The following is a 13,509-nucleotide window of genomic DNA, read 5'->3' on the forward strand; positions in this document are numbered from 1 at the left end:
AAGCTGCAAAGTTGTTACCGGAGATGGCGCAGCTTTGCTTAAGCGCAGTTTTACATCATCTATCAATCATAAAAATAATCAGGAGACACACATGAATCAGCGGGTATATGTATCCGGCGTAGGGATGATCCCTTTCGTCAAGCCAGGCACCAGCGAGAGTTACGATCAGATGGGAATGACAGCTGGCCGTCTGGCACTCGCTGATGCAGGCATCAGCTACGATGACATCGAGCAGGCGTATGTCGGTTATGTGTACGGCGATTCAACGGCAGGGCAAAAGGCTTTGTATCAGATCGGCATGTCCGGCATACCGATTGTGAACGTGAATAATAATTGTTCGACTGGCTCCAGCGCCTTGTTTCTGGCGCGGCAGGCGATTGCCAGCGGTGCCGTTGATTGCGTGCTGGTGCTGGGGTTTGAGCAGATGAGCCCGGGCGCGTTGGGCTCTGTATTTCAGGACAGACCTAGTCCGTTTGATGCGTTTGATGCCGTGACCGATCAGTTGGTCGGCATGCCGCAGATTCCGCTGGCGCTGCGTTATTTTGGCGGTGCCGGGTTGGCGCATATGCAGGAATACGGCACACCGCTGGCGTCGTTTGCAAAGATACGCGCCAAAGCCAGCCGCCATGCGGTGAATAATCCGCTGGCCTTGTTCCGTCAAGAAGTGACACCGGAAGATGTGCTGAATTCCACCATGATCTGGCCCGGTGTGATGACGAAACTGATGGCATGTCCGCCGACCTGTGGCGCTGCTGCGGCAGTCCTGGTTTCTGAAAAATTTGCCAAAGCGCGTGGCCTGAATACGCAAGTGTATATTGCTGCACAAGCCATGACGACGGATACGCCCAGCACTTTTAATTCAAGTGACATGATGCGCGTAGTGGGTTACGACATGAGCCAGAGTGCAGCAGCGAAAGTCTATGCCCAGGCTGGTATAGGCCCGGAAGATCTGGATGTCGTCGAATTGCACGACTGCTTTGCGCACAACGAACTGATCACTTACGAAGCACTGGGTTTATGCCCCGAAGGCGGCGCGGAAAAATTCATTGACGATGGCGACAATACCTACGGCGGTAAAGTCGTGACCAATCCTTCCGGCGGTTTGCTGTCGAAAGGGCATCCGCTGGGCGCCACCGGGCTCGCGCAGTGTTTCGAGCTGACCCAGCAATTGCGTGGCAATGCGGGAGCGCGACAGGTCGCCAATGCGCGGACAGCACTGCAGCATAACCTGGGACTGGGCGGCGCTTGCGTCGTCACCATGTATCGCCAATCCTGAGGCAGAGAGGAAAATAATATGCAATATACATCCCCCTGGATGACAGCCGAGCTGGAAGGTTTCCGCGATGCGATTCGCCGTTTTGTCGAGAGCGAAGTGGTACCGCATCAGGAACGTTGGGCCAGACAGCAACACGTCGATCGCGAGTTGTGGCGCAAAGGTGGCGAAATGGGTATGCTGCTCGCAGATATTCCTGAAGAATACGGTGGTTCCGGCGGCACTTTTGCGCATCAGGCGATCGTGTTTGAAGAACTGACTTATGCCGGTGACATGGCGTTCGGCATCCATGTGCATGCGATTGTGGCGCACTACATTCTGAATCAGGGCACGGAAGCGCAAAAGAAAAAATATCTGCCCTTGCTGGCGAGCGGTGAAATGGTCGCGGCGATTGCGATGTCCGAACCCGGCGCCGGTTCTGATCTGAAAGGCATACGCACCACTGCCTTGGCGGATGCAGATGGTTACCGCATTAATGGCTCAAAAATTTTTATCTCGAATGGCTATCTGGCTGATCTGATCGTTGTCGTTGCCAAAACTGATCCGGACGCGGGTGCCAAAGGTGTTTCGCTGATGTTGCTGGAAACCAGAGATTGCCCCGGTTTTAAAGTCGGTCGTATCCTGGAGAAAATCGGTCAGAAAGGGCAGGATACCTGCGAGCTGTTTTTTGACGATGTGCGCGTGCCTGCGGATGCGGTGCTCGGTGGCGTGGAAGGTCGTGGCTTCGCACAGTTGATGACGGAGTTACCGTATGAACGCACGATACTCGGTGTCACCGGGGTTGCCGCGATAGAACGTGCTTTGCAGCTGACAGTCGAGCATACGAAACAGCGCAAGGCGTTTGGACAGGCATTGATAGACATGCAGAACACCCGTTTTGTACTGGCGGAAATCAAAACTGAAGCCACCATTGCCCGAACCTTTATCGACCGGTGCATCGTCGATATGCTCGAAGGCCGCATGGATACTGAGCTGGCGTCGATGGCGAAATACTGGATCTCCGACCTGCAATGCAAAGTTGTCGATCAGTGTCTGCAACTGTTCGGTGGCTATGGTTATATGCTCGAATATCCGATTGCGCAGATGTATGCGGATGCCCGTGTGCAGCGCATTTATGGCGGGGCGAATGAAATCATGAAAGAAATCATCGCCCGCGGCTTGTAAGCGATTGCAAATAAATTGATCAGGGTGTCGTTCTGACAGAATCGCGCGTACTGCTTGGCACGAAGATGATGCTGCTGAAAACGCGACGCACCCTGCATCAGATAATCATCTTCCGGAGGCAGTATGAGTGGTCCATTAAGTGGTTTGCGCATCATAGAAATGGTGGGGCTGGGGCCTTGCCCGTTTGCGGCGATGATGTTCGCCGACATGGGGGCAGAAGTCATACGCATCGATCGCCCACCAGTGCCCGGTGCGGCCAATCCGTTTCCCATGCTGGGCACAAAATACGATGTGATGGCGCGCGGCCGGCGTTCGCTGGCGCTCGATCTGAAGCAGCCACAAGACCGCGCAACCTTACTGGAACTGATCGGCAAAGCCGATGCGCTGATCGAAGGATTTCGTCCCGGCGTGATGGAAAGGCTGGGTCTGGGGCCGGATGTCTGCCTGCAAAAAAATCCGCGTCTGGTGTTTGGCCGCATGACAGGCTGGGGGCAAGATGGTCCTTTAGCGCAAGTGGCAGGGCACGATCTGAATTACATCGCCTTGAGCGGCATGCTGCATGCAATGGGGCGCCCCGATACGCCACCGGCACCGCCGCTGAATCTGGTCGGTGATTTTGGCGGCGGTGCGATGATGCTGGCGTTCGGTGTCGTTTGCGCCTTACTCGAGGCAAAAACATCCGGGCGCGGCCAGGTCGTGGATGCGGCGATGGTCGATGGTTCCGCCTTGCTCGGCGCGATGCTGTATGGCTTCCGTGCTTACGGTGCGTGGAATGATCAGCGCGGCAGCAATATGCTCGATGGTGGCGCGCATTTTTACGATACCTACGCCTGCGCGGACGGTAAATTTGTTTCGGTCGGTGCAATAGAACCGCAGTTTTATCAGCTATTGCTGCAACACGCAGGCATCACCGATCCCGCGTTTCAGCAGCAAATGCACACGCCAGCATGGCCGGAGCTGAAACAAAAATTAGCGGCGGTTTTTCTGACGAAAACCCGGGCCGAATGGTGCGCCATTATGGAAGGCACCGACATCTGTTTTGCGCCTGTGCTGGATATGGCCGAGGCACCGCAGCATCCGCATAATCTGGCGCGGCAGAATTTTGTTGAGATCGCTGGCGTGACACAGCCAGCACCAGCGCCGCGCTTCAGCCGCAGTGTGCCGGATCTGCCGCAAGCACCGGCGCAACCTGGGCAACACAGTCAGGACATACTGCGTGACTGGGGCATCACTGACACTGCAACGCTTAAAAACTGAACGACCTGCTTCTGCTGTCTGGGTAACTCCTCTAAAAAGCAGAAAACAGGGGAGTATCTGCTGATTTCGCTCTATCCTCATTGTAAATAAAGGGTTTTAAAAAATACTGGGGGGAGTATATATTAGGCATTTTCCCCGGTTTTTAAGCGCTTGTGGCGCGATTTGTCCCGCGCTGACTGAATTGCTGTAACACCCGGCTGATACCGGCGATGTTCTCTGCCTGTCACTGCTCGCGGCTTCACAGCGTCTGCGTTTGTCGTTTCTCTGCACACACACTATGAGTGCTGACGCTGAGCAGGGCGTCATCCATCACCAAAAAGCGGTAACGAAAAGCGCTGACAGCGGGAACTATTTTCTGCTTTGTTCAGTCCGACAGACGTCAACGATCATCAGCGCTCAGCCGGCGTCAGCACTACGGCAAGCAAACGTGCGAGCGCGAACCCTCAAAAAAAGAAACAGGAGAAAAACTGATGCGTGTTTCCAGACTCTTGCCAGGCGCACTGGCAGTCATGATGTGCTTTCCGGTTGCAGCTACATTTGCCGCCGGAGCTGAAAAAACAGCTGCCACCGACACCAAAGCAGAAAACAAGGCCGAAAAAAAGGCAGATACCGACAAGAAAAAATGGGATGTGAATAATCCGCCCGGTGACAAACAAACGGTGAATATCGATACCCGCAGCGGCACCTGGATGAGTGTCGATGTCAGCCCAGATGGCAAGCAACTGGTATTTGATTTGCTCGGTGATATTTACAGCCTGCCGGTCAGCGGTGGTGAAGCGAAAGCGCTCACGCATTCGCTCGCATGGGAAATGCAGCCGCGTTTTTCGCCGGATGGCAAACACATAGCGTTTATGTCGGACGCTGGTGGCGGCGATAATGTCTGGGTGATGGATGCCGATGGCAGCAACCCGCGCGCGGTGTCCAAAGAAGATTTCCGCCTGTTGAATAATCCGGTCTGGCATCCGGATGGCAATTACATCGCCGCCCGCAAACATTACAGCGGCACGCGTTCGCTGGGTTCCGGTGAAATCTGGATGTATCACACCAGCGGTGGTGCAGGCATACAACTGAATGAAAAACCGAACTGGCAAAAAGATCTGGGCGAACCCGCATTTTCGCCGGATGGTCGTTACGTCTATTATTCGCAAGACACAACCGGCGGCACGTCGTTTGAATATAACAAAGATTCGAATGGGCAGATTTATCAGATTTTCCGCAAAGATTTGCAGGATGGTAAAGTCAAAGCCATCGTCAGCGGCCCCGGCGGTGCGGTACGTCCTGTGCCTTCGCCGGATGGCAAATACCTCGCCTTCGTGCGCCGTGTCCGCAATCAATCTACCTTGTTCCTGAAAAATCTGGAGACCGGCGCTGAAACTGCCGCCTGGCCGGAATTGGAACGCGATATGCAGGAAGCCTGGGCGATCCACGGCGTGTATCCTGCGTTTGCGTGGATGCCGGGCAGTAAAGAAATTGTGGTCTGGGCGAAGGGAAAATTATGGCGACTTGATCCGTTTGCAGGCAAAGCAAATGAGATCGCTTTCCATGTCAAAGACAGCCGTGAAATTCGTCCGGCATTGCGCTTTGCGCACGATGTCGCGCCGGATCAGTTCGACGTGCATCAGCTGCGCTGGGTGAATGTTGCACCTGCGGGCGATAAAGTGATTTACTCGGCGCTGGGGCATTTGTATATCCGCGATTTACCGAATGGCACACCACGTCGCCTGACGAAACAAACCGAAAATTTTGAATATTTCCCCAGCTTTTCCCGTGATGGCAAAAGCGTCGTTTATACCACCTGGAATGATCAGAAACTCGGCACGGTGAAGGTGCTGGATATCGCCTCAGGTAAAGAAACCCTGATCACGAAAGCACCGGGTAAATATGTGCAGGCCCGTTTTTCACCCGATGGTAAGCAAGTTGTTTTCGTCAAAGCCAGAGGCGGTTATCTGACCACGCCGTGGTATGCAGTCGAAACAGGCGTGTATATCGCGAATACCGATGGTAAATCTGCACCGGTGCTGGTGACGGAAGATGGCAGCGCACCGCAGTTCGGCAAAGATGGCAGCGCCGTGTATGTGAGCCGCACCAAATACACCGGCGAAGTCGATTGGACGACATCGCTGGTGCGTGTGCCTCTGGATAAATCGCCGGAACAGGCGGTGGCAAAGAGTGAATTTGCCGGTGAGTTTGCGATCTCGCCTGATGGTGAATGGTTGGCATTCGGCGAGCGTTTCCATGCGTACGTGACGCCGCTGCCGTTGGCGGGCAAGCCGATCACGATAGGTCAGAAAATGGATGCGCTACCTGTCAAACAATTGGATGTGAACGCTGGCCAATATCTGCACTGGTCGGGTGATAGCAAGAAAATTCATTTTGCGCTGGGCGATGAATTGTTCACCCGTGATCTGAAAGATGCCTTTGCTTTCGTGCCCGGCGCGCCGAAAGAACTGCCGAAATTCAGTGAAAACGGCATGAAGATAGGCTTTGCGCAAAAGGCTGATAAGCCTGCCGGGGTGACTGTGATTTCCGGCGCAAAAATTGCGACCATGAAAGGCGATGAAGTGATAGACGATGGCCGCATCGTCATCAAAGATAATCGCATTGTGCAGATAGGCAAAACGTCAGAGGTGGCGACACCTGCCGGTGCAACGGTGATTGATGCGAAAGGCAAAACCATATTGCCGGGCATTGTGGATGTGCATTGGCATGGCGGCATGGGCGAGGGCGGCATTATCCCGCAACAAAGCTGGATCGATTACGCGTCGCTCGCTTTTGGTGTGACGACGATACATGATCCGTCGAACGACACCAATGATATTTTCACGCACAGCGAATTACAAAAAGCCGGGGAAGTGGTGGCGCCGCGTATTTTTTCCACCGGCACAATTCTGTACGGCGCAAAAGGTAATTTCAGCGCTGTGGTGAATAGTCTGGATGACGCGATGACGCATCTGAAACGCCTCAAAGCAGCCGGTGCGATTTCGGTGAAAAGCTACAACCAGCCACGCCGCGAACAGCGTCAGCAGATTCTGGAAGCCGCACGGCAGACCGGCATGATGGTGGTACCTGAAGGCGGCTCACTGTTCCAGCACAATATGACCATGGTGGTTGATGGCCATACCGGTGTCGAGCACGCGTTGCCAGTGGAAAAAGTCTATGACGACGTCAAGCAGTTATGGTCGCAGACCAAGGTTGGTTACACCCCGACACTCGGCGTTGCTTATGGCGGACTGGATGGCGAGCATTACTGGTATGCGCGTACTGATGTCTGGAAGCATCCACTCCTGTCTAAATACGTGCCGCGCTCGGTATTGCAACCGCGCAGCGTGCGTCGTGTCACTGCGCCGGAAGAAGATTTCAATGTGTTCCGTACCGCAGAAACAGCCGTGGCGCTGCAAAAAGCCGGTGTACCTGTGAATCTGGGGGCGCATGGTCAGCGTGAAGGTCTGGCGGCGCATTGGGAAATGTGGACGCTGGTGCGCGGCGGTATGACACCGATAGAAGCGATCCGCAGCGCGACGATGAACGGCGCGCGCTACCTGGGGCTGGATAAAGATGTGGGCTCGCTGGAACCCGGCAAACTGGCCGATCTGATGGTGATCGATGGCGATGTGTTGAAAGACATCCGCCAGTCTGACCGCATCACTCAGGTGATGATCAATGGCCGCTTATACGATACCGCCAGCATGAATGAAACCGGTGCAAGCAAAAAAGCCCGCAAGCCTTTCTTTTTTGAAGGCATCAACGGCGCGAACGTACCGGTGGAAGCCAATGATTATTCGCATAATCACGCGGAAGAATAAACACCACTCAGACCTCTTGCAGGTTCAGGGTGAATACACCTTGTAACGCGGGAGTTTTTTTAAGAATGGCATTATTCCACTTTTGGTAATGCCATTTTTTATGGATTTTCGATTTTTTTTAAAAAACGCTATACATTTTTGCTGCATTGCAGTATATTGGAACTGTCTCCTCCAATACCCCACAGGTTTTGGATTCAAGCCCGCAATTGCGGGCTTTTTTTTCGCCTTCTGATTCTGTGATTTCTGAAATCAGATGCTTGTGCGGGTATTTTTATTGCGTTGCACCAAAGGTGGGCTTTGTTATGGTGAATGTCGGCTTCATTGCGGTGCATCTGATGTTTTTATCGGAGGGGAAACTTTTTTGTCGTGCCGTGTTTCGCAGAATACTGTCATCAGGCGCGTGTGCAAGAACGCTGTGTTCGGTTTGAAGCGGCAATCCGGCACAGCTGGTATCGCTTTTGAAAAGATGTCAAAAAACATGCAATACTGTACTTTTTAACAAAACAGATAACGAGACATGAGCATCCAACCGAAAGAATTCATCGTCAACAAAAGCCACTTGCCTGAATCCAGATTTGTCCCTTTGCGTGTACCAACGCTGGGCGAGCTGCAAGACGGACAGGTGTTGCTGCAGATAGACCGTTTTGCTTTCACCTCCAATAACGTGACCTATGCCGCTTTTGGCGAGGCCATGCAATACTGGAATTTCTTTCCTACGGAAGATGGCTGGGGCAATATCCCGGTCTGGGGTTTTGCCGATGTCATCGCGTCCAAAGCCGATGGTGTGCAGGTCGGTGAACGTTTCTACGGCTACTACCCGATGGCGACGCATCTGACCGTGAATGCTACCCGCGTGTCCGACGCTGGTTTTATGGATGGCGCTGAACACCGTCAGGCTATGCACGGTTTGTACAACCATTACGTCAGAACGACGACCGACCCTGGTTACACCAAAGAATCGGAAGACGTGCAAGTGCTGCTGCGGCCGCTGTTTATCACATCCTTCATGATTGATGATTTTCTCGACGACAACCAGTTTTTCGGTGCGCAATCTGTGCTGATTTCGAGTGCCTCCAGCAAAACGGCGTATGGCCTCGCGTTTATGCTGTCGCAGCGCAAGGATAAAACCTGCAAGGTGATCGGTCTGACCTCGGCGGCAAATCTGGAATTCGTCCGCAATATGGGGATTTACGATCAGGTCATCAGCTATGACGAGGTCGCCACACTGACGGCTGATCAGGCCGTGGTGTATGTCGATATGGCGGGCAACGGGCAGTTGCGCAGCCAGCTGCATCATCATTTTGGCGACAACATGAAATACAGCTGCGCCGTTGGCGGCACGCACTGAGATGAACTCAGCGGTGCATCCGGTTTGCCGGGTGCCAGACCAACCCTGTTTTTTGCTCCGGCACAAATCAAAAAACGCATAACAGACTGGGGCCCGGGCGGTGTACAGAAACGCCTGGCAGACGCATGGCAAGCTTTCATGCAACCCGTCATGGCGGCTGAAAAACCGTGGATGCAGATCAGCCACGGTGATGGCGAAGACCATGTGCGTCAGGTCTACGAAGCCATGCTGAGCGGCGCCGCCCGCCCGGATCAGGGGCATGTGCTGTCGCTGTGCCGTCCGCTGGATTAAACGAATTTCATAACTAATATTGTCAGAGTGCAGGCAAATCGCCCGATTGCCTGCCACTGATTTTTTGTACTCACCGCGTTGGCTGGCAGCCTCAGGTGCTCTCCATACTCTTTTTCAGCCCTTCAAATCCTGAAAATATACTCCCCGGGGTATATCTACAAGCCCAATTTTTATGCAGGGATTAAGGGTGTTTTATTAAAAACAGGGGGGAGTATGCAGAATGAGAGCATTTTCCCCTCGGGTTTGGGCGCATGCGTCTGTGCGCCTAACTGATGTGATACCCCGACGTATTTGAGCCTGCGACGAGCGCGGGCAGGTTCCTGTTGTTGTACTGTGTTTTTAATCAGTATAACGAAAAAAAGCTAGACCAGATAAGGACTTGCGAGGCATTGGAACTTGTTGCTTATTTTTCATTCATCTGTTATTTTGCCATTTTGCACTTTAAAACAAGTTAGAACACTATGGGTCCGATGTTCTCCGCACTAATCATTGCTTTCGCACTCCTGGTGCTTTTGGCACTCGCGTTTATCGTTGCTAGAGCATTTTTGCCAACCATCGTAGCGTTTCGAGCAGCTGCCATATTTGTTGCTGGCGTCGTGGTCGGTATTAGCTTGTCAGTTGCCGCACTCGCAGTTCTTTTCGGCGGTGGCACGTTTTCTTCTACCTCGCAGGTTGTTGCCTACTTGTCCGCGCTTGCATGTGGCGGTCTTTTTGTGGGGGCTTTAGGTCTGTGGGCATCTATCAAGCTCCGCGTTCTAACCCTGCGCTCAAGTTCGCTCCCTCCGGTCGCTGGGACGCGCCTTCGGCGCGCCCCTTAGCACCACGTTAGGGATCAAATGTTACGACCACGTGAGTTGCTTCCCCACTGGAATATTCCGTATCTGGCACTTGGTGGAGTTACGCTTGTTCCGCGCAGCGCATCGGCCGCTTGCGTTCATCGCATCCTTGCAGAGCGCTGCAAGTTCCTTGGCTACGAAGGGTTTACGCTTCACGCAGACGGGAAATACCAGCCGCACCTTGAGTGGAGTGCAAGCTGGTCACCGACTAGCGTTCCGTCCGAATCGGAAATCATTTCGCAGCTTGATGAGGCATCTACCGACGTCACGCACTATGAGTTTGTCTTCGAGAGTGATCTCTAACCCTGCAGTCGAGAGGGAACCACAAGCTGCACTTGTGGGTTCCCTTCGCCGCTGCGGCGGCTCGTCATGTCAAACATAAGTACCAAACATGTCCCCTGATTTACTGCCATCCATTCCGAAAATACGCCGGGTCACGCAATCGCTTGCGATGCTGGATGCGATACTTTGCCCGGAATGGGCATATCGCTATTACAGCTTTGATCGCCATTGGGGGCAGGGTGAAGAAATGGCATCGATGCGTAATGGTTGCGGCGATGACTGGTTCTTGCTGCTGGACGCTGCCGGGGCGGTGCTCAAGGGTTACGCACATGAACTGGCCGATGATGCTGAACTTCCTCACAACATTCAGGCGCAGGTGCCGGCAAATTTTGCGTCATTTTTGCAGGAGCCGGCATTTTCTATGGAGCGCGCAACTTTTTGCTACTGGCGACAAACGGCTGATGTGGGCTGGAGTAAGGTCAGCAGCAGTTTAGATAATGATGGTTCCGACGACATGCTTGCGCTGATCGTGTCGGAGCCTGCGGCCTATAAAACTTGGGCGGAAGAGTACTACGAAGTTGCTGTGTCGCTTGCAGCGGTAGAGGCGCTGTTTTCTCATCAGCCGCTTGATGATGCGCTCATTCTGGCGCTGAATCCTGATGCTGATTTAAGTGCAGTCTATGCTGAGGCTGAGGCAATTGGCTACCCGAAAAGCGTTGCCTGACGTGTCTGTCAGCCTGCCGAATTCAACACAGGCGTATCGTTGAATGTGACTTTTCAGCTGCGGTGGACGATATTCTGAAGCGTGCATATTGCGTATTTTCTCTGTGCTTACTGAGCATGCAGCAGCCCGACAGCATGTGCGCGCGATCAAGCGTATTGCACTGAGGTCTGCAGATACCCGTTTTTTCACAGAAGCAGATGCGGATAATCTTCCGGCAATGGCGGTATTGGCGATGGAGTATGTCAAAATGACGGTCTTGTCGCGTTCTGTCTTCGCATCTTGTCTTTCTTTATTTTCAGGATACGCTGAGTACGGAGCGATATTCCTGTCGTATGTATAACTATCTGGAGTCATAACATGTTTCAGCACGTCGAAGCCTATCCTGGTGATCCTATTTTGTCTTTGAATGAGGCGTTTGGTAAAGATCCTCGTCCGAACAAAATTAATCTGTCCATCGGTATTTACTTTGATGATGCCGGCAAGATTCCTATGCTGCCATCGGTGCGTGCGGCGGAGTTGAAGGTGGTGGCAGAAGCGGGCGCACGTCCGTATTTGCCGATGGAAGGCGCGGCGAATTTCCGTACCGCGGTTCAGCATTTGTTGTTCGGCGCGGAACATGCGGCGGTCAAGGCTGGTCGTATTGTAACTTTGCAGACGGTGGGTTCCAGCGGTGGTCTGAAAGTCGGCGGCGATTTTATACATCGTTATTTTCCCGGTTCTGTAATGCTGGTGAGTGACCCGACCTGGGACAATCACCGCGCTGTGTTTGAGGGCTCGGGAATCACGGTTAAGACATATCCGTACTATGACGCTGCGACTGGCGGCCTGCGTTTTGATGCGATGCTGGAAGCGTTCAAAGCGGCAGAAAAGAAAAGCATTGTGTTGTTACATGCTTGCTGCCACAACCCGACCGGCGTTGATCTGACGCAGGCGCAATGGCAGGCATTGGTGCCAGTGCTGAAAGAGCGCGAGCTGATCGCTTTCCTCGATCTGGCTTATCAGGGTTATGGCGATGGTATAGAGGAAGATGCATATGCGGTGCGCTTGCTGGCCGATGAGGGTTTGAGCTTCTTCGTCGCTAATTCTTTCTCCAAGAGTATGAGTCTGTATGGCGAGCGTTGTGGTGCGTTGAGCGTTGTTTGCCCGGATGCGGCGCAGGCGGTGAACGTGCTCGGTCAGATGAAGGCAACGATACGTCGCAATTATTCGAATCCGCCTTTGCATGGTGGCCAATTAGTGGCGCGCGTGTTGACAGATCCAGAGTTGCGCCCGATGTGGGAAGCAGAGGTAGTTGCGATGCGTGATCGTATTCAGTTAATGCGCCGTCAGTTGCACGATGTGCTGAGTGCGAAATTACCGGGCCGCGATTTCAGTTACTTCCTGACGCAACGCGGTATGTTCAGCTACACCGGCCTGACAGCAGAACAATGTGATCGTCTGAAAGACGAGTTCGGCGTGTATCTGGTGCGTTCTGGCCGCATGTGCGTCGCAGGTCTGAATACGGGCAATGTCGAAGCAACAGCGAAGGCGATTGCGGCAGTGCTGAGTTAATCACGCGATGTTATACCCGGGGTAGCCCGGTTTCGCTGAACGTTGATTATTCAGTGATATGCGTAAAAAACGGCGCTGTTGAGCGCCGTTTTTATTTGTCTGCCGGTATGTGTTGCGTGGCTAAGGTGTGTATCGTGGTTGCTGGTATTTTCAATAACTGCGTGAACGCCGTATTCAGGCTGGACTGGCTGCCTGTAGTCCATGCGGTGACATTGGCGGCGTCACTGCTATGTGTCAGCAAATCCGTTTTGATGAGCCGCCGTTTTAATTGCTGAGCGACGGCCAGTCCCGTATCGATGATGTGCATTTGCCTGCCCGGTGCCGAGGTTTGCGCAATCACCTCATTGATGAGTGGGATCACGAACGGGTAATGCGTGCAGCCCAGCACTATGGCATCTGCACCTGCGTGCAATAAAGGTGTGACGTATTTCTGCACCAGCGAGTAGGTGACACCAGAATGCAGTTCGCCTTTCTCTATCTGGCTGGCCAGTCCTATACAGGCTTGCTGTTCTACTTTAACGCCGGTCGTCTGCGTCAGATGATCGCGCAGATCCTGAAATTTTTTACTGTGTAAGGTGCTTTGCGTCGCGAGGACACCGATGATGCCGGATTGACTCAGAGCTGCCGCGGGCTTCAAGCCGGGTTCAATGCCGACGATGATCAGATCAGGGTGGCGCTGACGCAGTAATTGTATCGCCGCTGCAGTCGCTGTGTTGCAGGCGACTACCAGTGCTTTGATGTGATGCTGCAAGAGAAAATCAGTGATCGCAAAACTGCGTTCAATAATCACTGATTCAGATTTTTCGCCGTAAGGAGCAAAGCCCGAATCGGCAAAATACATCAGGGATTCGTGCGGCAGCGTCTGACGAATGTGCTGTAACACCGATAAGCCGCCAACACCGGAATCAAACACGCCTATCGGTGCATCAGGGGAAAATCGCATCGTCATTTTATGATGAGAGGAAAAAGGCAGAGCAATG

Annotated in this window: 9 protein-coding genes and 1 pseudogene; 9 read left to right on the forward strand and 1 reads right to left on the reverse strand. The window is 53.2% G+C overall.

Translation table 11 applies throughout. From position 1 onward, the window contains the following. The first annotated feature begins 91 nt into the window (after positions 1–91). The 9 genes and pseudogenes from ACOTSW_RS14715 (at position 92) to ACOTSW_RS14755 (ending at position 12,529) form a co-directional block, all read left to right on the forward strand. Entirely contained in the window at positions 92–1,276 is a 1,185-nt protein-coding gene (locus ACOTSW_RS14715; protein WP_423679814.1) for a lipid-transfer protein, read from the forward strand. Between the two features lie 18 nt (positions 1,277–1,294). Beyond that, positions 1,295–2,437, forward strand: a complete 1,143-nt coding sequence (locus tag ACOTSW_RS14720) for an acyl-CoA dehydrogenase family protein (RefSeq protein WP_423679816.1) — start codon at positions 1,295–1,297, stop codon at positions 2,435–2,437. Positions 2,438–2,560: 123 nt separating this feature from the next. After that, positions 2,561–3,694 (forward strand): CaiB/BaiF CoA transferase family protein, encoded by a 1,134-nt coding sequence (locus tag ACOTSW_RS14725; protein WP_423679817.1) that lies wholly within the window; start codon positions 2,561–2,563, stop codon positions 3,692–3,694. Between the two features lie 470 nt (positions 3,695–4,164). Then, positions 4,165–7,497, forward strand: a complete 3,333-nt coding sequence (locus ACOTSW_RS14730; protein WP_423679818.1) for an amidohydrolase family protein — start codon at positions 4,165–4,167, stop codon at positions 7,495–7,497. 517 nt (positions 7,498–8,014) lie between these two features. Then, a pseudogene (locus ACOTSW_RS14735) lies at positions 8,015–9,136 on the forward strand (DUF2855 family protein). A gap of 836 nt (positions 9,137–9,972) precedes the next feature. Then, positions 9,973–10,275: a hypothetical protein gene (locus ACOTSW_RS14740; protein ID WP_423679819.1), complete on the forward strand. Its 303-nt coding sequence runs from the start codon at positions 9,973–9,975 to the stop codon at positions 10,273–10,275. 88 nt (positions 10,276–10,363) lie between these two features. Then, positions 10,364–10,978, forward strand: coding sequence for a hypothetical protein (locus ACOTSW_RS14745; protein WP_423679821.1), 615 nt, complete (start codon positions 10,364–10,366; stop codon positions 10,976–10,978). An 88-nt stretch (positions 10,979–11,066) separates the two neighbouring features. Then, positions 11,067–11,318, forward strand: coding sequence for a hypothetical protein (locus tag ACOTSW_RS14750; RefSeq protein WP_423679822.1), 252 nt, complete (start codon positions 11,067–11,069; stop codon positions 11,316–11,318). 17 nt (positions 11,319–11,335) lie between these two features. Then, positions 11,336–12,529: an aromatic amino acid transaminase gene (locus tag ACOTSW_RS14755; RefSeq protein ID WP_423679823.1), complete on the forward strand. Its 1,194-nt coding sequence runs from the start codon at positions 11,336–11,338 to the stop codon at positions 12,527–12,529. A gap of 91 nt (positions 12,530–12,620) precedes the next feature. Here the strand turns inward: ACOTSW_RS14755 and murI are convergent, their stop codons facing one another. Then, positions 12,621–13,478 (reverse strand): glutamate racemase, encoded by an 858-nt coding sequence (murI, locus tag ACOTSW_RS14760; RefSeq protein ID WP_423679824.1) that lies wholly within the window; start codon positions 13,476–13,478, stop codon positions 12,621–12,623. Between the last annotated feature and the right edge of the window lie 31 nt (positions 13,479–13,509).

It is taken from the genome of Undibacterium sp. WLHG33 (assembly GCF_049544815.1).
In the GTDB taxonomy this organism is placed as follows: Bacteria; Pseudomonadota; Gammaproteobacteria; order Burkholderiales; family Burkholderiaceae_D; genus Undibacterium.